This window comes from Carnobacterium sp. (assembly GCF_040274945.1).
Lineage (GTDB): Bacteria > Bacillota > Bacilli > Lactobacillales > Carnobacteriaceae > Carnobacterium_B.
In genome coordinates this window covers 71,005-97,372 of record NZ_JBEMAR010000001.1, presented here as the reverse complement: position 1 = coordinate 97,372, position 26,368 = coordinate 71,005, and the positions used below count along the sequence as shown (strand labels likewise).

General features: G+C 35.9%; 26 protein-coding genes and 1 other annotated feature. Of the genes, 24 read left to right on the top strand and 2 right to left on the bottom strand.

Going from position 1 to position 26,368, the window contains the following annotated elements; all coding sequences use genetic code 11:
* The first annotated feature begins 2 nt into the window (after positions 1 to 2).
* From aspS to truA, 7 genes are all read left to right on the top strand, one after another.
* Entirely contained in the window at positions 3 to 1,772 is a 1,770-nt protein-coding gene (gene aspS, locus ABS916_RS00465) for an aspartate--tRNA ligase (RefSeq protein WP_350450053.1), read from the top strand.
* Between the two features lie 164 nt (positions 1,773 to 1,936).
* Entirely contained in the window at positions 1,937 to 2,974 is a 1,038-nt protein-coding gene (gene sppA / locus ABS916_RS00460) for a signal peptide peptidase SppA (RefSeq protein WP_350450052.1), read from the top strand.
* A 1-nt stretch (position 2,975) separates the two neighbouring features.
* A complete protein-coding gene (locus ABS916_RS00455) occupies positions 2,976 to 3,773 on the top strand; it encodes an RDD family protein (protein ID WP_350450051.1) in 798 nt (265 codons plus the stop codon).
* 88 nt (positions 3,774 to 3,861) lie between these two features.
* Positions 3,862 to 4,764 carry a deoxyribonuclease IV gene (locus tag ABS916_RS00450; protein ID WP_350450050.1) on the top strand — a complete coding sequence of 301 codons (903 nt, stop codon included), beginning with the start codon at positions 3,862 to 3,864 and terminating at the stop codon, positions 4,762 to 4,764.
* A gap of 241 nt (positions 4,765 to 5,005) precedes the next feature.
* A complete protein-coding gene (locus tag ABS916_RS00445; RefSeq protein WP_350450049.1) occupies positions 5,006 to 5,593 on the top strand; it encodes a LemA family protein in 588 nt (195 codons plus the stop codon).
* Positions 5,594 to 5,625: 32 nt separating this feature from the next.
* A complete protein-coding gene (locus ABS916_RS00440) occupies positions 5,626 to 6,456 on the top strand; it encodes a TPM domain-containing protein (RefSeq protein WP_350450048.1) in 831 nt (276 codons plus the stop codon).
* A 194-nt stretch (positions 6,457 to 6,650) separates the two neighbouring features.
* A complete protein-coding gene (truA, locus tag ABS916_RS00435; protein ID WP_350450047.1) occupies positions 6,651 to 7,391 on the top strand; it encodes a tRNA pseudouridine(38-40) synthase TruA in 741 nt (246 codons plus the stop codon).
* Between the two features lie 184 nt (positions 7,392 to 7,575).
* Here the strand turns inward: truA and ABS916_RS00430 are convergent, their stop codons facing one another.
* Complete coding sequence (locus ABS916_RS00430) at positions 7,576 to 8,409, bottom strand: pyruvate, water dikinase regulatory protein (RefSeq protein WP_350450046.1); 834 nt, start codon at positions 8,407 to 8,409, stop codon at positions 7,576 to 7,578.
* A gap of 163 nt (positions 8,410 to 8,572) precedes the next feature.
* Between ABS916_RS00430 and ABS916_RS00425 the strand changes: the two genes are divergently transcribed.
* From ABS916_RS00425 to ABS916_RS00360, 14 genes are all read left to right on the top strand, one after another.
* A complete protein-coding gene (locus ABS916_RS00425) occupies positions 8,573 to 8,995 on the top strand; it encodes a Fur family transcriptional regulator (protein ID WP_274413432.1) in 423 nt (140 codons plus the stop codon).
* Between the two features lie 177 nt (positions 8,996 to 9,172).
* Positions 9,173 to 9,346, top strand: a complete 174-nt coding sequence (gene rpsU, locus ABS916_RS00420; RefSeq protein ID WP_007725241.1) for a 30S ribosomal protein S21 — start codon at positions 9,173 to 9,175, stop codon at positions 9,344 to 9,346.
* A gap of 35 nt (positions 9,347 to 9,381) precedes the next feature.
* The gene (locus ABS916_RS00415; protein WP_350450045.1) at positions 9,382 to 9,828 is read left to right on the top strand and encodes a GatB/YqeY domain-containing protein; all 447 of its coding nucleotides are present in this window, start codon (positions 9,382 to 9,384) and stop codon (positions 9,826 to 9,828) included.
* Between the two features lie 182 nt (positions 9,829 to 10,010).
* Positions 10,011 to 11,021, top strand: a complete 1,011-nt coding sequence (locus ABS916_RS00410) for a PhoH family protein (RefSeq protein ID WP_350450374.1) — start codon at positions 10,011 to 10,013, stop codon at positions 11,019 to 11,021.
* 86 nt (positions 11,022 to 11,107) lie between these two features.
* Positions 11,108 to 13,237, top strand: coding sequence for an HD family phosphohydrolase (locus ABS916_RS00405; RefSeq protein ID WP_350450044.1), 2,130 nt, complete (start codon positions 11,108 to 11,110; stop codon positions 13,235 to 13,237).
* A gap of 51 nt (positions 13,238 to 13,288) precedes the next feature.
* Positions 13,289 to 13,765 carry an rRNA maturation RNase YbeY gene (ybeY, locus tag ABS916_RS00400; protein ID WP_350450043.1) on the top strand — a complete coding sequence of 159 codons (477 nt, stop codon included), beginning with the start codon at positions 13,289 to 13,291 and terminating at the stop codon, positions 13,763 to 13,765.
* Complete coding sequence (locus ABS916_RS00395; protein WP_350450042.1) at positions 13,749 to 14,144, top strand: diacylglycerol kinase family protein; 396 nt, start codon at positions 13,749 to 13,751, stop codon at positions 14,142 to 14,144. The genes ybeY and ABS916_RS00395 overlap by 17 nt, the downstream gene beginning before the upstream one ends.
* Before the next feature lie 21 nt (positions 14,145 to 14,165).
* On the top strand, positions 14,166 to 14,570 hold the full coding sequence (locus ABS916_RS00390) for a cytidine deaminase (RefSeq protein WP_350450373.1): 405 nt from the start codon (positions 14,166 to 14,168) through the stop codon (positions 14,568 to 14,570).
* Positions 14,570 to 15,478, top strand: a complete 909-nt coding sequence (era, locus tag ABS916_RS00385) for a GTPase Era (protein WP_350450041.1) — start codon at positions 14,570 to 14,572, stop codon at positions 15,476 to 15,478. Before ABS916_RS00390 ends, era begins: the two co-directional genes overlap by 1 nt.
* An 85-nt stretch (positions 15,479 to 15,563) precedes the next feature.
* A complete protein-coding gene (gene recO / locus ABS916_RS00380; protein ID WP_350450040.1) occupies positions 15,564 to 16,379 on the top strand; it encodes a DNA repair protein RecO in 816 nt (271 codons plus the stop codon).
* Positions 16,380 to 16,418: 39 nt separating this feature from the next.
* Positions 16,419 to 16,596, top strand: a binding site (T-box leader).
* An 82-nt stretch (positions 16,597 to 16,678) separates the two neighbouring features.
* Positions 16,679 to 17,590, top strand: a complete 912-nt coding sequence (gene glyQ, locus ABS916_RS00375) for a glycine--tRNA ligase subunit alpha (RefSeq protein ID WP_035022930.1) — start codon at positions 16,679 to 16,681, stop codon at positions 17,588 to 17,590.
* A 1-nt stretch (position 17,591) separates the two neighbouring features.
* Positions 17,592 to 19,676, top strand: a complete 2,085-nt coding sequence (gene glyS / locus ABS916_RS00370; protein ID WP_350450039.1) for a glycine--tRNA ligase subunit beta — start codon at positions 17,592 to 17,594, stop codon at positions 19,674 to 19,676.
* A 91-nt stretch (positions 19,677 to 19,767) separates the two neighbouring features.
* Positions 19,768 to 20,142 carry a DUF488 domain-containing protein gene (locus ABS916_RS00365; protein WP_350450038.1) on the top strand — a complete coding sequence of 125 codons (375 nt, stop codon included), beginning with the start codon at positions 19,768 to 19,770 and terminating at the stop codon, positions 20,140 to 20,142.
* Between the two features lie 46 nt (positions 20,143 to 20,188).
* Positions 20,189 to 21,904: an ABC transporter ATP-binding protein gene (locus ABS916_RS00360; protein WP_350450037.1), complete on the top strand. Its 1,716-nt coding sequence runs from the start codon at positions 20,189 to 20,191 to the stop codon at positions 21,902 to 21,904.
* Positions 21,905 to 21,963: 59 nt separating this feature from the next.
* On the opposite strand, the gene ABS916_RS00355 is transcribed toward ABS916_RS00360, so the two are convergent.
* Entirely contained in the window at positions 21,964 to 22,800 is an 837-nt protein-coding gene (locus tag ABS916_RS00355) for a metallophosphoesterase (protein ID WP_350450036.1), read from the bottom strand.
* 153 nt (positions 22,801 to 22,953) lie between these two features.
* On the opposite strand from ABS916_RS00355, the gene ABS916_RS00350 reads away from it, so the two are divergent.
* The 3 genes from ABS916_RS00350 (at position 22,954) to dnaG (ending at position 26,363) form a co-directional block, all read left to right on the top strand.
* Complete coding sequence (locus tag ABS916_RS00350) at positions 22,954 to 23,472, top strand: transcription repressor NadR (RefSeq protein ID WP_350450035.1); 519 nt, start codon at positions 22,954 to 22,956, stop codon at positions 23,470 to 23,472.
* Positions 23,473 to 23,568: 96 nt separating this feature from the next.
* Complete coding sequence (locus tag ABS916_RS00345) at positions 23,569 to 24,135, top strand: hypothetical protein (protein ID WP_350450034.1); 567 nt, start codon at positions 23,569 to 23,571, stop codon at positions 24,133 to 24,135.
* Positions 24,136 to 24,509: 374 nt separating this feature from the next.
* On the top strand, positions 24,510 to 26,363 hold the full coding sequence (gene dnaG, locus ABS916_RS00340) for a DNA primase (RefSeq protein ID WP_350450372.1): 1,854 nt from the start codon (positions 24,510 to 24,512) through the stop codon (positions 26,361 to 26,363).
* Positions 26,364 to 26,368: the final 5 nt, after the last annotated feature.

Here is a 26,368-nt window from a genome sequence, read left to right as displayed (position 1 = left end):
AAATGGGAAAAAGAACCGAATATTGCGGGAAAGTCTCGCGTGATTTATTAGGACAAGAAGTGATTTTAAAAGGATGGGTACAAAAAAGAAGAGATTTAGGAGATTTGATTTTTATTGATTTACGCGACCGCGAAGGAATCGTTCAAATCGTTTTTAACCCTACTTTTTCAAAAGAAGCATTAGCTATCGCTGAAGACATACGTAGTGAATATGTCCTTGAAGTTAAAGGGAAAGTTGTTGAGAGAAAAGAAGCTGTTGTAAATAAGAATATTTCAACAGGAGAATTAGAAGTCGAAGTATACGATGTGAAGGTTCTTAACGCTTCAAAAACAACACCTTTTTATATTGAAGATGGTGTAGCCGTATCAGATGATAAAAGAATGCAATACCGTTACCTTGATCTAAGACGTCCAGAGATGACTCAGAATATGATTTTGCGTCACCAAATGACAAAATCGATTCGTCATTATTTAGATGACCATAACTTTATTGATACTGAAACACCGTATTTAACAAAATCAACTCCAGAAGGTGCGCGAGACTATTTGGTACCGTCTCGTGTTCATCCAGGTCATTTTTATGCGTTGCCTCAATCGCCACAGTTATTTAAACAACTTCTAATGGGTGCTGGATTTGATCGTTATTATCAAATCGTGCGTTGTTTTAGAGATGAAGATTTACGTGGAGACCGTCAACCTGAGTTTACTCAAGTCGATATTGAGACCAGCTTTTTGGAACCTGAAGAGATTCAATCATTTACTGAAGACTTATTAGCTAAAGTACTAAAAGATACAAAAGGCGTTGAATTGACTTTACCGTTCCCACGTATGGGATATGACGAAGCCATTAGTCGTTATGGTAGTGATAAACCAGATGTTCGTTTTGGATTAGAATTGGTAGACGTTAGTGATCTAGTGAAAGATTCTAGTTTCAAAGTCTTTAGTGGAGCAATTGAAAATGGTGGAGCTGTTAAAGCCATTAACGCTAAAGGAGCTGCCAGCAACTATTCTAGAAAAGATATTGATGCTTTAGGCGAGTTCGTTTCTGTCTATGGAGCTAAAGGTCTAGCATGGTTAAAAGTCGAAGATGATGGCTTAAAAGGACCAATCGCTAAATTCTTTAAAGAAGATGCAGAAGCATTGATTGAACAAATGGAAGCTGAAACAGGAGACTTGTTGTTGTTTGTAGCTGATAAAAAATCCGTTGTCCATGATTCATTAGGCGCACTGCGTTCGAAATTAGGAAAAGAATTAGAATTAATCGATGAATCTGTTTATGCCTTTATGTGGATCGTTGACTGGCCACTATTGGAATACGATGAAGAAGCAGGACGCTACTCAGCTGCTCATCACCCGTTCACAATGCCAAAAGAGTCTGATATTGATTTACTTGAAACTAATCCTGGAAAAGTCTACGCTCAAGCATATGATATTGTCTTAAATGGCTACGAACTAGGCGGAGGTTCAATTAGAATTCATACTCGTGACTTACAAGAAAAAATGTTTGCAGCTTTAGGATTTTCAAAAGAAGAAGCAGAAGAACAGTTTGGTTTCTTGTTAGAAGCACTTGACTATGGTTTCCCTCCACATGGTGGAATTGCTTTAGGACTTGACCGTTTTGCTATGCTATTGGCAGGTAAAGAAAATATTCGTGAAGTGATTGCTTTCCCTAAAAATGGAAAAGCGACAGATCCATTAACTTCTGCACCTAGTTTGGTTAGTGAAGCACAATTAGATGAATTATCGATTCATACAACAAAAATTGAAGATTAAACTGTAAAATTTCTTTGACAGTAAAAAACGTGAGCAAACGATTGTTGCTCACGTTTTTTCGTTCACTGAAAATAACTTAGCAGGAGAGAATATAAATTTAGCTTGTTATTCATATTTAATTTTGTCAAAATAGACTAAGGAAACAAAATTTGGGAGGTTTATAGATGAATGCAAAAAGATGGAGTGCGATTGGCGTTGCACTAGGTATTTTTATTTTCTCACTATTTTTCAGTAATTATTTTTCTAATATTGTCGAAAAACAAGAAGCAACTGAATCATTAAGTGATAATTTATTAGGGTTTTTAGGTACTACTGTACTGGAAGAAAGTCTATTAGAAGCTGGGGATACTTCTAAACGAATCGTTTTGTTGTCAGTAGATGGAACAATTTTAGACGGTCAGACATCCACCTTAACAGGAGATTCAGTGTACGATCATGACTTGTTTTTACAACAGTTGGAACAAGTATTAATAGACGATACGATTAAAGCCATTGTTTTATCCGTTAATACTCCAGGCGGTGGTACATATGAAAGTGCTCAAATCAAAGACAAATTAGTTGAAATTCAAGAAACAACCGAAAAACCTATTTATGTTTCGATGGGAAGTATGGCTGCTAGTGGTGGATATTATATCTCAGCTTCAGCAGAAAAAATATTTGCTTCTGAAGAGACTCTAACAGGATCAATTGGTGTCATTATGTCCGGAACGAATTTTAGTGAATTGTTTGAAAAAATCGGGGTCGATGATACGACTATCAAAAGTGGCGAGTTTAAAGATATTGGATCTTCAACTCGAACAATGACTGAAGAGGATGCAGAAATTTTACAAACAATGGTAAATACGTCGTTTGATCGCTTTGTAGACGTTATTGTTGAAGGACGTGGAATGGATGAAGAAGTTGTTAGGACAATAGCAGATGGGCGTATTTACGATGGTGCACAAGCTGTTTCCAATGGTTTAGTTGATGAAATCGGCTATCAAGAAGATGCACTGGATGCAATTAAAAAAGATTACGATTTAGAAGATGCAGAATTATTTACCTATCAAGGTCCTTCCATGTCATTTTCTTCATTATTTAGTTCTAAAGTAAGCAGTCTATTTCAAACAAGTGAGACAATGAACTCAGATATCAATAAATTGATGACTGCAATTGGAACACCCGAGTCTCCTAAGATGATGTACTATTATGGAGGTGAGTAGAATGAGTACACCTTCCAATAATAATGAGCACGAACACTTGAAAGAATCAGCCCAAGTAAAAAAAGGTGATACAAAAGAGCTGGATTTACATGCGTTAAAAAAAGCATTAGCTACTGAAGAAGCGGAACTTGAACGAGCAAAACGATTAAAACGTTTAGAACAACAGAAAGAACAAATGGAAGCAACAATTATTGAGGAAGATTCAGTTGTTAAACCAGTTTCACAAGAATCTCAAGATAAATCAGCAGAAAAAATGAGTTCACAAGATCTTCGAGATGCTAGACGAAAGTATTGGCAAGAAAAACAAAAAGAAGAAGAGCGCAAGCGTAAACCTTTTCATAGTTATCCTGCATTTTTTTACACAGGATTTTGGTTCAGATTTTTTGCTTTTTTAGTTGATTTACTCGTAATCTCAAGTATCAATCGATTAATTGTTCAACCACTGTTCTTATTATTAAGGTATCCATTAAATGATGATGCATTTTCAGCGTTTTCGTTAAGTAAATTGGTTATCTACGTACTCTATTTTGTATTAACAACAAAATTAACAAATGGACAAACAATTGGAAAAATTATTTTTGGGCTTCGAGTAGTTAGTTTTAAAGAAGAAAAACTAAGCTGGGCAACAGTAATTATCCGAGAGTGCTTTAGTCGCTATATTTTAAAAACATTTCCATTTATCTATCTAATGGTGTTGTTCACACAAGAAAAACAACATTTAGGTGATTTTTTCAGTGATACATCCGTTGTTTCTGAAAACTTAATTCGGGCAAACCAGTTGTCATTTGAGAAGCAATAAACAGAAGAACAAGTTCAAGTTTGGTTGTTCTTTTGAAGCAACTAGCTTAGAATAAAAGAAAATGCATTTAATGTTAGGAGAAAAAAAGATGGTTTTATTAGGTTCACATGTTTCAATGGGTGGAAAAAAAATGTTGCTGGGTTCAGCTGAAGAAGCGAGCAGCTACAACGCTACAACGTTCATGATTTATACTGGAGCTCCACAAAACACGCGACGCAAATCAATTGAAGATATGAATATCCCGCTGGGTACTTCCTATATGGAAGAAAATAATCTGTCTAATATGGTTGTTCATGCTCCATATATTATTAATCTAGGCAATACCATCAAACCTGAAAATTTCACATTTGCGATTGAGTTTTTAAGAGCAGAAATTGTAAGAGCAGAAGCTTTAGGTGCTAGACAAATTACTATGCATCCAGGCGCACATGTCGGTGCTGGATCAGAGGCAGGTATTGCTCAAATTATTAAAGGATTGAATGAAGTTTTGCATAAAGATCAACTAGCACAGATTGCTTTAGAAACAATGGCTGGAAAAGGAACTGAAGTAGGACGTAATTTTGAAGAAATCGCTAAAATTATTGAGGGTGTAACGTTAAATGATAAGCTCTCTGTAACAATGGATACATGCCATATAAATGATGCCGGATATAACGTGAAAGAAGATTTTGATGGTGTTTTAAATGAGTTTGATAAAATTGTAGGATTGGAACGTCTTAAAGTGGTTCATGTGAATGATTCGAAAAATCCTCAGGGCAGTCATAAAGACCGTCATGCAAACATTGGCTTTGGAACGATTGGATTTGACGCTTTAAATAAAGTTGTTCACCATCCTCAATTAACCAATGTGCCTAAAATATTGGAAACCCCTTATGTTGGAGAAGATAAGAAAGATAAAAAAGCACCATATGGCTATGAAATCAAAATGCTAAAAGAACAAACTTTTAACCCAAATTTGTTAGAGGACATTTTAAATCAAGTAGGCTATTAATCAAGCAGGTAGTAATCCAAAGAGAAAAAGAAAGCAATCTTTCTTTTTCTCTTTTCTTAACTCGATTATTTCCTAAATAATGAAATTTGTGACATAATTAATAAGTGTATAACATCATAGGAAAATAAAGTGTTGTTTTTAAGATTAAATACAGGGCTTTCATCCTTAAGACGGATGCACCAATCAAAAATATACAGTATAATTAAAGCAATAGAATAATATAAGAAAGAAGGATGACAAAATGAAAAATATGAAAAGTGGCACAAAAATAATTATAGGAATTATCGTAGCTGTAGTGATTATCGCTATTCCGTTAATTAGTTCGTACAACGGATTGATTAAAGAAGAAAGTAACGTGGATCTTGCTTGGTCACAAGTTGAATCACAATTGCAACGTAGAAATGACTTGATTCCTAACTTGGTTAATTCCGTCCAAGGCGCGATGGATCAAGAAGAAGAAGTATTTACAGCAATAGCAGATGCACGTGCTTCATTAAGTGGAGCGGGTTCGATGGAAGAAGAAGTAGAAGCAAATAACGAAATGAATTCAGCTTTATCACGATTATTAGTAGTGGTTGAAAGTTATCCAGAGCTAAAATCTAATGAAAATGTAACAGCTTTAATGGATGAATTAGCAGGTACAGAAAATCGAATTGCCGTTGAAAGACAACGTTACAATGAGACAGTCCAAGGATACAACAATCGTGTGAAACGATTCCCAGGTTCAATTATTGCAAGTATGACTGGTTTCTCAGAAAAACCTTACTTTGAAGCAGTTGAAGGTGCAGAGATAGCCCCTGAAGTTGATTTTGATAATGATGAGGAATAATCTTAAAGTCTTGTGTGTTAGGAGGAAAATTAGTGGGAAAAGTTGATCGTTTTTCAATTTTGAGTTTTTTCTCGATTTCTTTCGGATTGTTGCTTATGTTACTATTTCCTTTAACTGCCGAGGCGGCTGTTGATTATCCAGAACCTTCTACTGAATTTTATGTTTATGATGAAGCAAATTTGCTTTCTGACGAAACAGAAAAATTTATTATAGATGTCAATAAACATTATGAAGATACCCAAGAGAAGCCGCAAATAGTTGTTGCTACTGTAAATAGTTTGCAAGGTGTGACAATTGAAGAGTACACGGTAGAACTGTTTGAAAAGTGGAAGATTGGTAATGCTGAGTTAGATAATGGAGTTTTGATTCTTTTATCTGCTGAGGAACGTGAAATCCGTTTTGAAATTGGCTATGGATTAGAAGGTGCTCTGACTGATAGCGGAACTGGAGCGATCTTAGATCGAAATCTTGAAGATTTATCCAATGATGATTACAATGCAGCATTGAAGAATATTTTTACTGAAACAGCTATAAAAGTAAATGAAGAATATCAGTTTGATAATGATACAATTTTTTCTGGCTACGATGTCAATGCCGAAGATTACGAAGATGACTCAGGAGACTTTCCAGCTATTCTTATAGTGGTGCTTATCTTCTTTGTTATCAGCAGCTTTTTTGGCGGCGGCGGATCAGGCGGAGGAAGAGGAAGACGAAGCAGCATGTGGCCTTTCTTACTTGGAATGTCTGGCGGAAGTCGTTACCGTGGAGGCGGTGGCGGTTTTGGCGGCGGAGGTTTCGGTGGTGGAGGCGGCTTTGGAGGCGGTGGATCATCCGGTGGTGGAGGATCAAGCCGAGGTTTCTAAAGTATAGCAAGACTCTTTGAACTAAATCAGTAGCAAAAAAATCTTAAATGCCCCTATCGTATAGAGGGGCATAAACAATCAAGCAATATGAGTAACAAGTACTGTTAATGTCTAATCTAATAAACAATTATAGGTCTAATAGAGAAGTATACGGCATGGAAATAGGACAGAATTAGATGATTAAGAGGGATATAATGAGAAATATTAAAATGACGATTGAGTATGATGGCGGTAGATATTTAGGCTGGCAAAGGCTCAGTGATTCAGACAAAACCATTCAGGGGAAAATAGAAAATATCTTGACCGCGATGACAGGAACAAAAACTGAAATAATCGGATCAGGACGTACGGATGCGGGAGCTCATGCTAAGGGGCAGGTAGCCAATTTCAAAACAACATCTACTATGGAATTCCCAGCGATGTTGGACCATCTAAACCGTTATCTTCCACGTGATATTGTCGTGAAGAAACTTGAGGAAGTCCCAGAAAGATTCCATGCTAGGTATAATGCCAATGGAAAAAAATACAGCTACTATGTCTGGAATAATAGTGTACCTTCTGTGTTTGAACGTAATTTCAGCTATGATTTTCCTGGAGAACTTGATATGGATAAAATGAACGAGGCTTGCAACAAGCTTGTTGGAACTCATGATTTCATAGGTTTCTCTTCGCTCAAAAAATCTAAAAAATCGACAGTTAGAACAATCAATGAAATCAAGATCCATAAAGAAGGGGATCTGCTTCACTTTACCTTCATAGGTGAAGGTTTCCTATATAAAATGATTCGAATCATTATGGGAACGCTCTTGGAAATTGGATCAGGTATGGCAGAACCATCATCTATAGATGCTATCTTTAAGAGTGGGATCAGAAGTGATGCCGGCATGACAGTACCTTCTCAAGGATTGTTCCTAGATGAAGTATATTATGACTAATTAGACTATTTGCCGCTTACCATTTCTAACTTTAGCTAAAGATCATCTAGATAGTGGACTTTTTTCAGAATATAAAGAATAAACCTAAAAAATTATAGCTTAAGAGCTTTAGTTCTTTAGGTTTATTTTTTAGGTTGCGAATAGAGAGATCACCTGGTTTATTCAGTTAAGAGTAGGTCTATAATTAGTTCTGTTCGTATTTCTTATGTTCGATTTGTAAAGTATTAATAATGATAGCAGCGGTCTCTTCAATCGATTTTTTTGAAACATTGATCACTAAACATCCTAATTTATCATACAAATCTTTTGCGAAAACGAGTTCTCTATCAATTCGATCTAATTTAGAATATTCCGTATCTGGATTCATTCCATAAGTAATCATTCTTTCACGACGAATAGAATTCAATGCTTCACGGTCACTGGTTAAACCAACTATTTTTTTCGGATCTACTTCCCATATTTGTTCGGGTATGTGTGCTTCAGGAATAAGAGGCAAGTTAGCAACTTTATAATTCTGATTAGCTAAAAACATACTTAAAGGTGTTTTAGATGTTCTAGAAATTCCTAGCAATACGATGTCAGCTTCTAAAAAGCCTTTAGGATCACGACCATCATCAAATTTAACAGCAAATTCAATTGCCTTAATTCGATTAAAATAGGTTTCATCTAGAAGATGTAAAGCTCCTGGTTTTTGTATAGGGGCCATTTCAGAACGTTTTTCAAGTTCACTTATGATTGGAGAGAGCGGATCAAAACAAACCAACTCATGCGATTCACAAAACGTTTTAGCTGTTTCATTTAAAGTTTCATCTACCAATGTATGAAGGACGATCGCATTATCGACTTCTGCTTTTTCTAAAATAGATAAAAGAGTATCTGATCCGCGAATGAAAGGGTAGGCTGAAACTTTAATATCTGCATCAGGAAACTGAGTCATAGCAGCTTGTCCAAGTTGACTAGCTGTTCCGCCTACTGAATCGGAGATGATATAAAAATTAATAGTTGATTTTGAAGACATGTTGTTCCTCCTTTTTGTATCTGCTTACTTTATTAATAGTATACAAGAACCGCCAACTAAACAACAATAAATCACTTTAAAAAAAGGTGATATCAAGAACTTGATTAAGCTGTAGCAAATGCGTTATACTATGTGATGGTAATTGGATCATGTAAAGGAGGCGATCACTTATATGACAGCAGTTGAACAAGCAATCGAAACGTTAAAAGAACACGGATATAAATACACAGACAAACGTGAGAACATGTTATCCGTATTTGCAGCTGAAAATCGATATCTAACCGCAAAAGAAGTGCAACTTGGTTTGAAAGAAAGATACCCTTCTATTAGTTACGATACGATTTATCGAAACATTTATACCTTTGTAGAATTAGAGGTACTTGAAGAAACTGAATTAAATGGGGAAAAAATGTTCCGTTTTGGGTGTAAACACACTGGACACCATCATCATTTTATTTGTACAAATTGCGGAAAAACAAAACAAATCGAAATGTGCCCAATGAATTTTTTTGAAACTCAACTAAATGGGTGCCAGATTGAATCTCATCGATTTGAAATTTTTGGGAAATGTGAAAATTGTTCTTAATAAATGGTATAAAAACCAAAAAACTGCTTATTTTTTATTAAAATATGGAAATGTTGTATTGACGTAAAAAAATACATTCGATATAATAAGGAAGGACAGTGTTTAAGAATACAGTAATTTTATTAATGTGTTCTAAAATAACAGTTACTTTTTCAAGCACGGAGGGAGGGAATTTATATGTCAAAAACAGTTATTAAGAAAAATGAATCTCTTGATGATGCTCTTCGTCGCTTTAAACGTTCCGTTTCAAAAACAGGTACTTTACAAGAAGCTCGTAAACGCGAATTCTATGAAAAACCAAGTGTGAAACGTAAGAAAAAATCTGAAGCTGCTAGAAAACGTAAATTCTAGTAAAAAAAGCTTTTAGAATTGAGGGTGGGAAAGTCTTGTCACTTTTAGAAACCATTAATGACGACATTAAAACTGCGATGAAAGCCAAAGATAAAGAATCTTTAGCTGTTCTACGTATGTTAAAAGCTGCATTGCAAAATGATCAAATCAGCAAAGGTAATGAATTAAGTGAGGATGAAGAGTTAACAGTTCTTTCTCGCGAAATGAAACAACGTCGTGAATCTCTTGCGGAGTTTAAAGAAGCTGGTCGAGAAGACCTAGTTGAACAAACTGAAGCAGCTATGCACATCGTTGGTAACTATTTACCTCAGCAACTTTCTATAAACGAACTTAAAGCGATTATTCAAGAAGCTATTACTAAAGTAGATGCTAAGTCTATGAAAGATTTTGGAAAAGTTATGGGAGTTGTTGTGCCTTTAACAAAAGGTAAAGCAGACGGTAATGAAGTCAATCGATTAGTAAAAGAACTTTTGAATGCATAAAGGATAAGCAATTATCCGTTGAAAAAGATAAAGTTAAGATAATTCTTAACTTTATCTTTTTTTTGCTCTTAAGGTTTAAGATTTGGATTTCTATCTAAGAAGGAAAGCTTCATTTTAGACAAAAAATGTGCTATTCTTTAAAGTATAGAAAGAAGAAGGAGAGTGTTGTTTGGTTGACTAACTTGACGAATGAAACACGTTTAGTAAATTTGAAAAATGAAAATACTACAGCTATTCTATTTGGTACTCAAGATAAACATTTAACGTTATTAGAAGAATCAATGGAAGTTATCATTAACAGCCGTGGAAGCCATCTAGAAATTATTGGCTCTGAAGAAAACACAGCTATAGTTGAGGAAATCCTTAATCAATTAGAAGAGTTGATCAAACGCTCCATTCAAATAGGACCATCAGATGTGGTTACTGCCATCAAGATGGCGAAAAAGAATACATTGCAGTTTTTCATCAGCATGTATGAAGAAGAAATTGGGAAAGATCATGGCGGCAAACCAATACGAGCAAAAACATTTGGCCAACGCCAATATATTCAATCCATAAAAAAAAATGATATTACTTTTGGTATCGGTCCAGCTGGGACAGGTAAAACTTATTTAGCTGTTGTCATGGCAGTTGCTGCTATGAAAAAAGGGGAAGTTAAAAAAATCATCCTGACTCGTCCAGCTGTTGAAGCAGGCGAAAATCTTGGTTTTTTACCTGGAGATTTAAAAGAAAAAGTCGATCCGTATTTGCGCCCAATCTATGATGCTTTGTATAGCGTGTTTGGCTTGGAGCATACTACTCGTCTAATGGATCGCAACGTTATTGAGATTGCTCCGTTAGCCTATATGCGAGGACGTACGTTGGAAGATTCTTTTGTTATATTAGATGAAGCACAAAATACGACAAAAGCTCAAATGAAAATGTTCCTAACTCGTCTTGGTTATGGTTCTAAAATGATTGTAAATGGCGACGTTACTCAGATTGATTTGCCTAGAGGAGCTATCAGTGGATTGGTTCATGCTGAAAAAGTATTGCATAAAGTTAAAGGGATTGATTTTGTTCAATTTGACTCGAATGATGTCGTACGTCATCCAGTAGTTGCAAGTATTATAAATGCTTACAGCGAAGAAAAAACAATAAGTGAAATCAAAAAAGATGAAATTGAAAAACTGAGTACTGAAAAAAAAGAATAGGAAGTGAATGAATGCGAAGAAATTTAATACGCCTTCAGAAAAAACTGGGCAAGCTATATATTCCTTCTATTCTTTTGGTTACTTCTGTGATTATATTATTTATCATGTACAGCACTGTTAAACCTACTGCTTTAGATATTGAGTTGTTTCAAGTGGCAGAAGAGACCATACGTGCAAATGCAACTGTAGAAGATACAGAAAAGACAAAAGAAAACAAAGAAACTGTCGCAGCGACGGTTTCTCCTGTGTACACGTATAACCCAGACTTGAAGGCTATCCAAACATCAAAAGTAGAAGTTTTATTTGCTACGATAGATGAAGTGGTTCAAGAAACAGATAAAAAATATGAAGCTGACTTAAAAGAAGCAAGAAAAAAAGCTACCGAAGACAATCCTGAAATAAGTGCTGAGGAATTGTCAGAGATAAAAGTATCCAGAACATCAGAAGACGAGATGCTGAGGTTATTTAAAGAAAAATTAAATAACTTAGACGATGCCACAAAAGAATTTATCGATATGCTTCCGGATTGGGCTGTTTCAGATTTGTTGTCTACAAATGAAGCAACCTTAGCAGGTATGAGAGAATCAATTATTTCTGTGGTATCACAATTCATGACTCACCCCATTAAAAGTGAAGAAGTAAGTGAAATTAAAGTAGAAGCCAATAACAATTTGGATTATTCTGATTTAGATTCAAATAACCAACGCATCGCAAGTCTGATCATCGATAATGCCATTGTTGAAAATAATACGTACAATACAAATGCTACAGAGCAAAAGAAAGTTGAAGAGATGGCTAATGTTCCTCCTTCGCTGATTTTGCAAGGTCAAGTAATCGTTCAAGAAGGTCATGTTGTTGACAGCAATGATATGCATCAGCTTGAATTACTAGGCGTGCTAGACAATTCTTCTTCAAAGCAATCTTTATATGGTTTGATAGTATTGATCTTTACGCAAGCGTTGCTTTTGTATTATTTAGGCAAATCTAGAAAAATTGACAGAATCGACCATGGACGTCAAATTACGTTCTATTCTATTATTATGATCGTCTCGTTAGTGCTAATGAAAAGCTTGCAGTTGCTTCAAAGTTCAGATGTTGATTACATCGGTTTATTGTATCCAGCTGCGTTAGCTTCAACGTTATTAACGGCATTTGGCTCACGACGTTTTGGAATATTGGCAAATGGATTTACAGCTGCATTTTCTATTTTTATTTTTAGCTCAGATTCAGGCACTAGTTTTAGTATCATATTAGTGCTGTTTTATCTATTGAGCGGTATGATGGGTACAATGATTACGCGAACTAAAATTACCAACCAATTCTGGTCTAGTTTTATTTGGGTCACTGTATTCAATGCCTTGTTTATCAGTTCCTTTATTTTATACTTAAATATGCATTTTTGGTCACAACAAGTTTTTCTAATGATTTTCTACGCTCTCTTGAGTGGAATCATTTCTTACTTACTGGCTGTACTTCTATCGCCGTATATTGAAGTTTTGTTTGAAGAAAATGCCGTATTGACGTTAACTGAATTATCTAACCCGAATAGCCCATTGCTAAAAGAGCTGCTGACAAAAGCTCCAGGGACCTATCACCATAGTTTGATGGTAGCGAACTTAAGCGCAAATGCAGTTGGGGCTATAGGAGGAGATTCCTTATTTGCTCGAGTGGCTTGCTACTATCATGATGTTGGCAAACTGCGTCATTCTCTCTTTTTTGTGGAAAATTTGCCGCCTGGGATGGAAAATCCACATAATTTATTAACGCCTTTTGAAAGTAAAGAAATTATTTTTGGACATGTTAGTGAAGGAGTCAAAATGCTTGAAGCGGCTAAAATGCCTCAATCGATTATTGATATCTGTGCTCAGCATCATGGGACAACCCTTATGAAATATTTTTATGTTACGGCTAAAGAGAAAGATGAATCCGTACTTGAAAGTGATTTTAGGTATCCGGGACCAAAACCGCAAACAAAAGAAGCAGCCGTCATTAATATTGCAGATAGTGCTGAGGCAGCTGTAAGGTCTATGTCGCATCCGACTAAAGAATCCATTGAAAAATTCGTTCATAATTTAATTAATGGAAGAATTACAGATGGTCAGTTTGATGAATGTTCGATTTCTTTACGTGAATTGAAGGTAGTTGAAAAAGCGATTTGTGAAGGATTGAATGGTACATTCCATTCGAGGATCGAATACCCCACATTGAATAAATAATATCAAATGAGGGGTACAATTGAGGAATAAAAAAGGAGTGAGATAGTACTCATGGAATTAGATTTGTATGATGAAACCAACAAAATTACTACTGAACAAAAAGAATTGGTCCAGTCATTATTAGAATTTGCTGGAGATCATCTAGAGTTGCCAAAGGATACTGAGATGTCAGTGACGTTTGTTGATAATGAAAATATTCAAAAAATCAATAAGACGTATCGTGGAAAAGATAAACCAACTGACGTCATTAGTTTTGCTATTGAAGATGAGGCAGAAGACGAATTAATGATTAATTTTGACACTTTAGATGAACCGATGCCAAGAAATATTGGCGATATTATTATTTCTGTTGATAAAACCGCAAGCCAAGCCGATGAATATGGACATTCTTTTGATCGAGAATTAGGATTTTTGGCCTTACATGGTTTCTTACATTTGAATGGGTACGATCACATGACCCCTGAAGATGAAAAAGAAATGTTTGGATTGCAGAAAGAGATATTGAAAGCCTATGGACTTAAAAGATAAAAAGGAAGTAGTGAAAAACGCTAGATTTTTAGACTCCTTTAAATATGCATTTAAAGGAGTTCTAACGGTATTTCAAGAAGAACGGAATATGCGTTCTCATATTGTGATTGGCTCAATAGTTCTATTGTTCTGTCTGTTCCTTAATTTAGCTGTCAATGAATGGTTATGGGTTATTTTCAGTATATTTCTAGTGATCATAATGGAAGTTTGGAATACAGTCATTGAAAATGTGGTTGATCTAGCTGCTGGAGAACGGTATCACCCTTTGGCAAAGAAAGCGAAAGATATGGCTGCAGCAGCTGTTCTGATGACAGCAGGATTTTCCGTTGTGGTAGCAGCAATTATTATATTACCTAAATTATGGCAAATATTATTTTAAAGGGGATCACCATTGATGCACATTGCAGAACAAAAAGTCGAAGAATTAATTCAAAAAGCAACGGATATGTTAGACAAAGCTTATGTTCCTTATTCTAAGTTTCCAGTTGGAGCAGCTCTTTTAACGAAAGAGGGAGAAGTATTTTCAGGATGTAATATTGAGAACGCCTCTTTTGGTTTAACCAATTGTGCTGAGCGTACAGCGATTTTCAAAGCTGTTTCTGAAGGAAAAAAAGAGTTTGACTATTTGGTGGTTACAGGCGATACAGATGCACCAATCTCACCTTGTGGGGCTTGTAGACAAGTACTAGCAGAATTTTGTGGTCCAGATATGCCTGTCTTACTAACGAACAATAAAGGAAATAAACAGATAACAACGGTTAGCGAATTGCTACCCGGAGCTTTTAAATCGGAGGATATGGTTTAATGAAAAATAAAAATGAGCACAAATCAGGTTTTGTTTCTATAGTAGGACGTCCAAATGTTGGTAAATCAACGTTGTTAAATAGAATAGTAGGACAAAAAATAGCAATCATGAGTGATAAAGCTCAAACAACAAGAAATAAAATTCAAGGGATCTATACAACTCCAGAATCACAAATCGTATTTATTGATACTCCTGGTATTCATAAACCAAAACATCGTCTAGGAGATTTCATGGTGGAATCAGCTTTTAGTGCCTTTAGAGAAGTTGATGTGATTTTATTTATGGTAAATATTGCAGAAAAACGCGGTCCTGGAGACAATTTTATCATTGAAAGATTAAAAACAGTAAAAAGCCCCGTGTTTTTAATATTGAATAAAATTGATAAGATACATCCGGATCAATTGCTTCCAATTATTGAAGATTACCGTTCACTAGTAGATTTTGCACAAGTTATCCCCATTTCAGCTTCTGAAGGTAATAATGTGGATACGTTATTAGAAGAAATTACAAAATATCTACCTGCTGGACCTCAATTCTACCCGGAAGATCAAGTGACCGATCATCCCGAATATTTTATCGTTTCTGAATTGATTCGTGAGAAAGTATTAGAGTTGACTAGAGAAGAAGTTCCTCATTCTGTGGCGGTAGTAGTAGAGAGTATGCAACGCAATGAACTGGGGAAAGTTCAAGTTCATGCAGCGATTATTGTAGAACGTTCAAGTCAAAAAGGGATTATTATTGGCAAAGGCGGAAAAATGCTGAAAGATATTGGTATCCGTGCGAGAAGAGATATCGAAGTATTGTTGGGAGACAAAATTTACCTCGATCTTTGGGTAAAAGTTCAAAAAGATTGGCGTGATCGTCAAACAAATTTACAAGACTATGGTTACCGCAAAGATGATTATTAATTAGCACGAACCGCTTAAAAAAACAAACCATATTTTTATGGTTTGTTTTTTTAAGCGGAGATTGTATCTCGTAGGAGGATTCTAAATGGCTCAAGTAGAAGAAGTAGAAGGCATTGTGTTATCTGTGCGAAATCATCGCGAAAACGATCAATTAGTTAAATTATTTACGAATCGCTTTGGCAAGAGAATGTTTTTTGTTAAAGGAACCAGAAAGCAAAAGAATAAGCTCAGAACTGCAGTGTTGCCGTTTACGAAAGCAACGTATATTGCGGATATTCGTGATACTGGGCTTTGTTTTATAAGAGATGCAAAAGAAGTTGATCAGTATAAAAGTATGCAGACCGATATTTTTTTAAATGCTTATGCAACCTATATTTTAAATTTAGCTGACGCAGCTTTAGATGATGGGATTGTGGATAGTACATTATTTCATAAAATAGACCGGTGTTTAACTGAAATTGATGAAGAAACGGATCCAGAAATCGTTGTCAATATATTTGAAATTCAGATTCTTCCATACTTTGGTGTTTCGCCTGAATTAAGAGGCTGCCGTGTATGCGGAAATACAGAGGGCCCTTTTGATTACTCAGGAAGTTATGGTGGCCTACTGTGCCAAAATCATTGGCATTTAGATCGCCATCGTTACCATGCAAGCAGAAGAGCGATTCATTTTATTCGTTTGTTTTCAGTGGTTTCATTGGATCAATTAGGGGCTATTACGGTTAAAGAAGAGACGAAACGTGAAATCAGGACGTTGATTGACCTTATCTATGAAGAGTCTGTCGGAATCAAGTTGAAAAGTAAAAAATTTATCGATCAAATGTACACTTGGGGTAACCTTTTAATAGATAAGAGAGTTCCTCCGAATGAAACGCCAGATAAGAATGAAAGTAATGATTGACAAAAGTTCTTATGACAAGCTATGATAGTAACAACTGAATAACCAGCGATGAAAGAAAAGAGTAAAAATTTTACCTCTATAAAAGCGAACTTGGGATAGTGAAAGCCAAGTATAGACAAAGTTTTGAAAGGCCTTCTGGAGCTGTTTACTAAAAGAGATGCTAGTTTTATTTAAACTAGAATTAGGGTGGAACCGCGATTGTACTATCGTCCCTATGCTGATCCTGATCAGCATAGGGACTTTTTTTGTCTTATTTTTTAGTTATCCATTAGGATTTGAAATGAAAAGGAGAATGCGTAATGAAAGAAAACAGTTTAACATTTCAAGAAATTATTTTGACTTTACAAAACTATTGGTCTGATCAAGGGTGCCTGTTACTCCAATCCTATGACACAGAAAAAGGTGCAGGAACAATGAGTCCTTATACGTTTTTACGTGCCATTGGACCTGAACCATGGAACGCAGCTTATGTGGAGCCTTCAAGACGTCCAGCAGATGGTCGCTATGGTGAAAATCCAAACCGTTTATTCCAACACCACCAATTTCAAGTCGTTATGAAACCTTCACCGGATAACATTCAAGAACTTTATTTAGAAAGTCTACGCTTATTAGGTATTGATCCTTTAGAACACGATATTCGTTTCGTGGAAGACAACTGGGAAAATCCTTCTATGGGATGCGCGGGTCTAGGTTGGGAAGTTTGGTTAGATGGAATGGAAATCACTCAATTTACGTATTTCCAACAAGTTGGTGGATTAGAATGTAATCCTGTAACCAGTGAGATCACATTTGGTTTAGAACGTTTAGCTTCTTATATTCAAGATGTCGACAGTGTTTATGATATTGAATGGACAAAAGGCGTAAAATATGGTGAAATCTTTATTCAGCCTGAATACGAGCATTCAAAATACGCTTTTGAAAATAGCAATCAAGAAATGCTTCTAATGTTATTTAATGAATATGAAAAAGAAGCGACTACTCAAATTGAAGCAGGTCTGGTTCATCCAGCTTATGATTATGTTTTAAAATGTAGTCACACTTTTAATTTGTTAGATGCAAGAGGGGCCGTTTCGGTTACTGAACGTGCCGGATATCTGGCTCGTATTCGTAAAATGGCTCGTTCGATTGCAAAAGCTTTTGTTACCGAACGTGAAAAATTAGGATTCCCTTTGCTTCAAGGTCAATCTATCGAAAATAAGGAGGCAAAGTAACATGACTAAAAATCTGTTGTTAGAAATCGGTTTAGAAGAAGTACCTGCTCATATCGTTACCCCAAGCAGCAAACAATTAACACAAAAAGTAGCTGCCTTTTTAAAAGAAAATAGATTAGCACATGGAGAAGTGATTCCTTTCTCAACGCCACGTCGTCTAGCGGTCATTGTGAAGGATATTTCCGAAAAACAAGAAGACATTGAAGAATCTGTAAAAGGCCCTGCTAAAAAAATAGCTCAAGATGCTGAGGGAAATTGGAGTAAAGCAGCTATAGGATTTGCGCGTGGACAAGGGGCAACGACTGAGGACATTTATTTCAAATCAATTAAAGACGTTGAGTATGTTTATGTAGATAAATTTATTTCAGGTAAAACCGTTAAAGAAATTTTAGTTGGGTTAGATGAAGTGATTACCTCTATGACTTTCCCAGTAAGCATGCATTGGGGCAGCCACTCCTTTAAATACATTCGCCCATTTCATTGGTTGACTGCGATGTTGGATGAAGAAGTAATTCCTTTTGAAATCTTGGATGTTCAAACGTCAAATACCTCACGCGGACACCGCTTTTTAGGACAAGATGTCACTTTTACTAGTGCATTAGACTATGAAAAAACATTAGAAAATGTTTTTGTGATTGCGGACAGTGCCAAACGTAAACAAATGATCGTGAGTCAAATTGAAGAGTTGATGGAAGAAAATCAATGGTCTGTTACATTTGATGAAAAATTACTAGAAGAAGTAAACAATTTGATTGAATACCCAACTGCTTTTTATGGTTCATTTGATAAAAAATACCTCGATTTACCGGAAGAAGTATTGATTACATCGATGAAAGACCATCAGCGTTATTTTGGAGTGAAAGACAGCGAAGGAAGTATTTTGCCTTACTTTATCTCTGTTCGTAATGGTAATGCTGAACACATTGAGACAGTTGCAAAAGGAAATGAAAAAGTATTGACTGCCCGTTTAGATGATGGTCAATTCTTCTTTGAAGAAGATCAAAAATTAACAATTGCTTCTTGTGTGGACCGCTTAAAACAAGTAACCTTTCATGAAAAAATTGGTTCGATTTATGAAAAAATGAACCGAGTACAAGCTATAGCTCAATTGATTGGAGAACAAGTTGGCTTAACGACGACTGAGTTAACAGATTTAAAACGTGCTTCTGAAATTTATAAATTTGATTTGGTAACCAATATGGTAGGAGAATTCCCAGAATTGCAAGGAATCATGGGCGAAAAGTATGCCTTGATGCAAGGAGAAAATCCAACTGTAGCTGCTGCTATCAGAGAACACTATATGCCGATCTCAAGTGAAGGAGAACTTCCACAATCGTCTGTCGGAGCCGTGTTAGCGATTGCCGATAAACTAGAAAGTGTCTTGAGTTTCTTCGCAGTTGGAATGATTCCAACTGGGTCTAATGATCCATATGCCTTGAGACGTCAGACATACGGTATTGTACGCATTATTGAATCAAAAAATTGGATTTTTCCTATGGATTCAATTAAAGACGGTATTTTAGCTGCTCCAGTTATTACACAGAGCGCTTTGGTAGAAGGTTACCAATCAAGCACTCCACAAGTCGCTGATTTTATTAAAGCACGTGTACGTCAATTATTAATGGCAGAGAGCATTCGTCATGATGTTATCGATGCGGCTTTAAATTCTCGTCAAGATAATGTACTGAAATTGATCGAAGCTAGTCGAATCATCAATGGTCATTTATCTGATGCTGTTTTTAAACCAACCATCGAAGCGTTGACTCGTGTCTTAAATTTAGCTGCTAAAGGGGAACAACTTCTTGATCAAACACAAGCATCAGTAGATCCTGCTTTATTTGAAACACCATCTGAAAAAAACTTGCATGAATCATTTGCTGCAATTGCAACAGAGTCTAGCCAAGAAAACAGCAGTCAGAGCTATGAAGCTTTTGAACAGCTACAACCATTGATCGAAGCCTTTTTCAATGAAAATATGGTTATGGCAGACAATGAAGCTATTCGAAATAATCGATTAGCGTTATTGATGCAGATTTCTGATTTTGTGTTATCTTTTGCAAGTGTAGACAAATTAGTTGTTAAATAACCTTTAGCAAATAAGTTTACTTTATACTCCATTAAGGATAGAATTTTCCTTAGTGGGGTTTTTATTTAATTGGATAAAGGAGTGAACAGCTATGCTTAACTATCCCTTAAGAATGAAACGGATTTATGAAAAAGTAGATAAAGAAGATGGGTACCGTATTTTAGTAGATCGACTATGGCCAAGAGGAGTAGCGAAAGAAGAAGCCTATATAAAAGAATGGGCAAAAGAGATTACTCCAACTCCAACGATACGCAAAGCTTTTAACCATCAACCGCAAAAGTTTAATGCGTTTAAACAAGCTTATTGGGCTGAATTAGAAGCCAATTCACACGCGAAAAAGTTTAAACAGCACATCTTTGAGCAATTGCAACACACTCCGGTGACGTTTATCTACGCTGCTAAAGATGAACAATACAATCATGTGGTCATCTTGATGGAGTATGTTCAAACTAAACAAGGTACATAAAAAATATTTTATTAATCAAATGAGCTAAACTAGATTGGAGGATTCTATGTTAAATCGTTTTTTTAGTTATTATAAGCCGTATAAAAAATTATTTATCTTAGATTTTAGCTGTGCGATACTTGCAGCTGTTTTAGAATTGTCTTTTCCGCTAGTAGTTAATCGAGTAGTCGATGACCTTTTGCCTTCAGCAAATTGGACATTGATTGTTACAGTTTCGCTATCTTTATTGTTTTTGTATGTTGTAAACACTTATTTGCAGTATGTCGTTGTTTATTTCGGGCACAAACTGGGTGTGAATATCGAGACAGATATGCGTCGCGAATTATATGGACACTTGCAAGAGCAGCCGTTCAGTTATTATGACAATCAAAAGACAGGGAAGTTAATGACTCGTTTGACAACGGACTTATTCGAAATATCGGAAGTTGCCCACCATGGCCCCGAAGATGTGTTTATTACCATCATTACTTTAGGCGGGGCGTTTTTATTGATGTTAACAGTGCACGTTCAATTAGCTTTGGCAACGTTTGTAATGATTCCTTTTATCACAATTGCACTAGTATTTTTTAATAAGCGCATGACCAAAATCAATACAAAGATCTTTAATGATTTAGGCGAATTTAGTGCAGGTATTGAGTCGTCCGTTAGTGGGATACGTGTGGTTCAAGCCTTTGCAAATGAAGAACATGAAGCCGGAAGATTTGAGTTACTTAATCAAGCTTACCGATCATCAAAAATTTTATTCTATAAGATGATGGCAATCAGCTCTTCATATAATTATTTACTGATTCGTTTAATTAATTTATTTGCCTTATTTTTTGGAGCGTATTATACGATCCAAGGTGAAATAAGTTATGGTGATTTTGTAGGATTTATCTTATTATCCAATGTATTTGTTCGTCCGATTGAAAAAGTGAACACGATGATTGAGAGTTATCCTAAAGGAATTGCAGGATTTAAGAGATTAACAGAAGAACTTGATAAAAAACCTACTATTCAAGATAAAGAAAATGCCATTGAAGTCGACCGCTTAAAAGGGGATATTGAGTACAAACAAGTTTCATTTTGGTACGACTCATCTAAAAAAGTGTTGGACAAAATCAATTTATCGATTCGTGCAGGTGAAACGGTGGCATTTGTTGGCCCCAGTGGCGCAGGGAAGACGACTATCTGTAATTTATTGCCACGTTTTTATGAGGTTAGTGAAGGAGAAGTAATGATTGATGGAATCAATATTCAAGATATGACGATGCAGTCTTTGCGAGACCAAGTCGGGGTTGTTCAACAAGACGTGTACCTTTTTCCGGGGAGCATCAGAGAAAATGTGGCCTATGGGAAACTAGATGCTAGTGAAGAAGAAATACGCAAAGCAGTCCAGTTAGCTCATTTAGAAAAAGTTGTGGATGAGATGCCAGAAGGACTGGATACAATCATTGGAGAAAGAGGCGTAAAATTATCTGGTGGTCAAAAACAACGCTTATCAATTGCACGTATGTTTTTAAAGAATCCACCGATTTTGATTTTAGATGAAGCGACATCAGCTTTGGATACTGAAACAGAACAAGTGATTCAAGAATCTTTAAACTCATTAGCAGAAGGCCGTACGACGTTGATTATTGCGCATCGTTTAGCGACGATCAAGCATGCGACACGCATTATCGTGGTAAATGAAGAAGGAATTGCCGAACAAGGCAGTCACGAAGAATTATTAGCAAAAAATGGGCCGTATAAGAGATTGTATGAGGCACAATTTAGTCAATAAAATAGGTAGAAGGAAACCACTTATGAGGAAGTAACAGGATTCCTTATAAGTGGTTTCTTTTATTTAGTGCGTTCAAGGGTGATCACTAACAGATGGGGTTTGTTATTGATGCGAAAAGGAAATAGACTATTTCCGATTCCTCGGCTCACGACTAATTTTTTTGAGGGGTCTACTTCGCTATTATAGATTCCTGTGGTGTATTTAGGAAAAAAGCCCTGACCAGGAGCGTACATCGGACCGATAAGAGGGATTCTTATTTGGCCACCATGAGCATGACCGCTAAATGTGATATCTGGTTCAATAAGAGGGTTAGAAGTTAGATAGTCTTCAAAATATTCAGGGTGATGAGCGAGTAACAATACGGGAATGTCCTTTATAGGATTTATCATAGGCACATCAATAGGATACTCTTCATCTTTAACCCCGACCAAAGCTAGCTGAGCACCATTAAATTCTATGGTAATCTGTTCATTGTTTAATAAGTTAACTCCGCTTTGATTGATGTCTTGATCCCATTCATCTAATTGTCCGCTGCTCGTTTCGTGGTTTCCCGATACGGCATAAGTTGGCGCAAGAGCACTCAAGGAGCGGCCAAATTCTTCTAACGGTACATTGCTTAAGTCAGCTGTGCGGTCAATTAAATCTCCAGTTAAGAAAATCAGATCTGGTTGAGCTTGTTCGATTTCAGAAAGCAATGTTTCAATTGAGATGCGGTTTTTTTCAAAGTGGGTATCCGATACGTGGACGATTTTTAATTGATTTAATTCTGGGGGCAGATCATTCAGTGCAATCGTTTGGTATTCAATGTCTAATAAACGGTTTTGATAGTAACCATATAGACAAAAAGCGAGAGTTAAACTGATTAGGATGAGTAAACTAAGTTTAAAAAGTTTCATTTGAATCTCCTAACTGAAATCATTTTTTTAAGTATAGCATATTTAGAAATAGTTCCTATATAGATAAGAAGTTTTGTTTAAAGTCTTCAAACGTGATCAGTTAAGGTATAATAAGATTAAAACGAGCGCATTAATGGAAAAGGACTGATTTTTATGGAGGCAACGAAAAGAAGAGACAGTATTATTTCGATTTTATCACAAGAAAACAGACCCATAAGTGCAAGAAATCTGGCTGCTCGATTAAATGTGAGTCGTCAAATTATTGTGGGCGATGTAGCTTTGTTAAGAGCGAGCGGGGTTGATGTCATTGCTACCCCAAAAGGTTACGTGTTGGAATCTGCTTCTATGACGAACAAATATCTTGGGCAATTAGCTAGTTCGCATAGTGCAGCAGAAACAAAAACTGAATTGTATGCGGTAGTCGATAATGGAGGAGAAGTGGTTGATGTTATCGTTGAGCACCCAATATATGGAGAATTAAAAGGGCGGTTAATGATTTCTTCCCGATATGATGCAGATCAATTTATGGAAGCAATCGAAAATAAACAAGCCAACTTACTATCTGAATTAACCGATGGTGTTCATTTGCATACAATAGCATGTCCAGACAAAAAAACATTTGATCGAATCAAGAAAGAACTCAATACATTAGGTTTTTTATACAAAAATTAAAAGGTGTCTTGACATCTTTTTGAAAACACCTATAATTAAATTTGCTAACGTGTCTTGACACGTGTAAATGCGCATTTGATGATAGGAGTTGTTGAAATGAAAACGAATAGAGTTCATAAATTAACGATTGCAGCTTTGTTGGTAGCTGTAGGTATTTTAATTCCAATGGTTTCACCAGTTAAATTAGTCTTGGAACCCGCATCCTTTACATTAGCCAGTCATGTGGCGATTTTCATTGCGATGTTTATCTCGCCTATGATTGCACTGACTGTAGCTTTGGGAACGGCACTTGGATTTTTGCTTGGTGGTTTCCCGATTATTATCGCTTTGAGAGCTTTAACCCATGTTGTCTTTGCGGGAGTAGGTTCTTATGTTCTCCTGAAAAAACCTTCAATCTTGCAATCGACTGCTAAAACGCAACTCTTTTCGTTTTTAATCGGCTTGCTGCATGCTAGTTGTGAAGTTGCTGTAGTTTCTGTTTTTTATTTTGGTGGTGAGATGACTACTGCTTATTATACGCAAGGTTTCTTACAATCGGTTTTCCTATTGGTAGGAGCAGGTACAATCGTTCACAGTATGATTGATTTCACACTTGCACACGTTGTATGGAAATCTTTAATGAGTCGCTCGACATTCTCGGCAACAGTAGCAAAATTAAAATAAAAAAGCGATGAAGTGAACAATTGGTTTGGAATAACGCATTATGCGATGTTCCAAACCAATTGTTTTATTTTACGTTTGTCTGTAATAAAAAGATGCTAGCAAATAAACTTAGAGCAAAATAAATAACTTTTATTATTTTTTTGGTAATAATAGTTATTTAAAGGCGATATGGGACTCTTTAAATAATCAATTTAAAGATTTGTTTTCTTATAGAGAGTGTGCTATTATAAAACATGTATAGTTCTGTCTGAGAATAGATTTTGAGAGTAAAGTCGCACTAGTATTTGAGTGCGACTTTTAGAGCCTAAATGTAATTTCTGATAGAGCCTAACGTTCTTTATTTTTTTGATTAAGAGGTGAACAGCTTGGCGATAATGATTCCAGAAGAAACGGTCAATAAAGTACGACAAGAAACCAATATAGTGGATGTTGTCAGTCAGTATGTTCAATTAAAAAAGAAAGGTAAAAATCTTTTTGGTTTTTGTCCTTTTCACGAAGAGCGAACTCCTTCATTTTCTGTAACAGAAGAGAAACAAATTTTTCACTGTTTTAGTTGTGGACGTGGTGGGAATGTTTTTACTTTTTTAATGGAAGTCGATGGGTTAACTTTCCCAGAAGCCGTCATTAAAACAGCTGAATTGAGTCAATTTGAATTAGATGAATCCTTGGTACAAGACCACGATCATAAAAACCAGCCAAATGACTCAGCTAAAGAAAAACTGATCCGTGTCCATGAAGAAAGTGCAGAATTATTTCATCATATTCTATTGAATACCACAATAGGAGAAGAAGCTTTAGAGTATTTAACTGAAAGAGGATTGACTCGTGAAGTAATTGATACGTTTAATATCGGGTTTGCTCCACGAGAACGAACCATGCTTCATCAATATTTAGTTGGAAAAAATTATGAGCAAGAATTATTAAAAAAAACGGGTTTGTTTGTTGAAAAAGATAGTGGGGAACTGCTTGATCGATTTTACAATCGGATTATCTTTCCCATTCGCAATCAACAAGGAAAAACCGTGGCTTTTTCAGGTCGGATCTTTCAGCAAGATGCTGATGAGGGTGCACCAAAATATTTAAATAGTCCGGAGACCCAATTATTCAATAAACGAACCATTCTGTTTAATTTTGATCTTGCACGTTCTTCAATCAGACGAGAAAAAGAAGTTATTTTGTTTGAAGGCTTTATGGATGTTATTGGAGCTTGGAAGGCCGGTATAACCAATGGAATTGCTTCAATGGGAACCAGTCTTACCAACGAACAAATTCATTTGATTGACCGAACTACAGATCATGTCGTAATTGCTTATGATGGAGATTCTGCTGGAATTGAAGCCACCAAAAGAGCTAGTGATCTTTTAGCGACAGAGACCAATTTTGATATTGATATCATTCGATTCGGTGAAGGAATGGATCCCGATGAATACATTAAAAAAAATGGTGCAGATGCTTTTAAAGAACTGATCGCTCACGGAAGAGAAACACTTTTTGGGTTCAAGATGTCTTATTACCGTAAGTCGCTTAATTTATCAAATGAGAGTGAACGACTTGGATACATTGAAAAGATATTATCCGAACTGCTTTCCGTCACTTCAGCTGTTGAACGTGAACTTTATTTTAAGCAATTAGCAACGGAATTTGACCTTTCGATTGATTCTTTAAAAGAGCAGTTTCAACAGAAATTCCATGAGTCTCGTAATAAGCGAACAAAAGAAAAACAGCAGCAGAGTCAGCAGAATCATCCTGCTGAGGCAAATTACCCGCAAGTGCAGACCCAAAAAAGGAAACCGACTAATATTGAACACGCAGAGCGATTGTTATTAAATCGGTTATTTCATTTTGAAGAAGCGTGGATTATTTTGAAAAATGTTGCAGATGAATTTCATTTTGTACATGATGAGTATCAAATGATCTTTATTTTGTATGAAAGCTTCCGAGAACATACAGCTAATGAAGGTACGATCGATGCGTTTCTTGATTTTGTAAAAGAACCGGAATTGAAAAATTTAATTGTTGAAGTTGAACTGTTGTCGATAAGCAACGAAGTTTCGACAAGAGAAATAGAAGATTATTTAGACGTAATCTCTAGGAAATCCGGTCTTCAATTGCAATTGAAAGAAAAACAAGATGCATTGAAAGAAGCATCCAGACGAGGCGATAAAGAGCAGCTGCGTGTGTTGATGATTGAAGTAGTTAATTTATCTCGGTTATTGAAAAATAAATAAAAATG

Coding starts and splice junctions, on each gene's coding strand:
- aspS (WP_350450053.1), top strand. CDS start 3: ATGGGAAAAAGAACCGAATATTGCGGGAAAGTCTCGCGTGATTTATTA.
- sppA (WP_350450052.1), top strand. CDS start 1,937: ATGAATGCAAAAAGATGGAGTGCGATTGGCGTTGCACTAGGTATTTTT.
- ABS916_RS00455 (WP_350450051.1), top strand. CDS start 2,976: ATGAGTACACCTTCCAATAATAATGAGCACGAACACTTGAAAGAATCA.
- ABS916_RS00450 (WP_350450050.1), top strand. CDS start 3,862: ATGGTTTTATTAGGTTCACATGTTTCAATGGGTGGAAAAAAAATGTTG.
- ABS916_RS00445 (WP_350450049.1), top strand. CDS start 5,006: ATGAAAAATATGAAAAGTGGCACAAAAATAATTATAGGAATTATCGTA.
- truA (WP_350450047.1), top strand. CDS start 6,651: ATGAGAAATATTAAAATGACGATTGAGTATGATGGCGGTAGATATTTA.
- ABS916_RS00430 (WP_350450046.1), bottom strand. CDS start 8,409: ATGTCTTCAAAATCAACTATTAATTTTTATATCATCTCCGATTCAGTA.
- rpsU (WP_007725241.1), top strand. CDS start 9,173: ATGTCAAAAACAGTTATTAAGAAAAATGAATCTCTTGATGATGCTCTT.
- ybeY (WP_350450043.1), top strand. CDS start 13,289: ATGGAATTAGATTTGTATGATGAAACCAACAAAATTACTACTGAACAA.
- ABS916_RS00395 (WP_350450042.1), top strand. CDS start 13,749: ATGGACTTAAAAGATAAAAAGGAAGTAGTGAAAAACGCTAGATTTTTA.
- era (WP_350450041.1), top strand. CDS start 14,570: ATGAAAAATAAAAATGAGCACAAATCAGGTTTTGTTTCTATAGTAGGA.
- recO (WP_350450040.1), top strand. CDS start 15,564: ATGGCTCAAGTAGAAGAAGTAGAAGGCATTGTGTTATCTGTGCGAAAT.
- glyQ (WP_035022930.1), top strand. CDS start 16,679: ATGAAAGAAAACAGTTTAACATTTCAAGAAATTATTTTGACTTTACAA.
- glyS (WP_350450039.1), top strand. CDS start 17,592: ATGACTAAAAATCTGTTGTTAGAAATCGGTTTAGAAGAAGTACCTGCT.
- ABS916_RS00365 (WP_350450038.1), top strand. CDS start 19,768: ATGCTTAACTATCCCTTAAGAATGAAACGGATTTATGAAAAAGTAGAT.
- ABS916_RS00360 (WP_350450037.1), top strand. CDS start 20,189: ATGTTAAATCGTTTTTTTAGTTATTATAAGCCGTATAAAAAATTATTT.
- ABS916_RS00355 (WP_350450036.1), bottom strand. CDS start 22,800: ATGAAACTTTTTAAACTTAGTTTACTCATCCTAATCAGTTTAACTCTC.
- ABS916_RS00350 (WP_350450035.1), top strand. CDS start 22,954: ATGGAGGCAACGAAAAGAAGAGACAGTATTATTTCGATTTTATCACAA.
- ABS916_RS00345 (WP_350450034.1), top strand. CDS start 23,569: ATGAAAACGAATAGAGTTCATAAATTAACGATTGCAGCTTTGTTGGTA.
- dnaG (WP_350450372.1), top strand. CDS start 24,510: ATGATTCCAGAAGAAACGGTCAATAAAGTACGACAAGAAACCAATATA.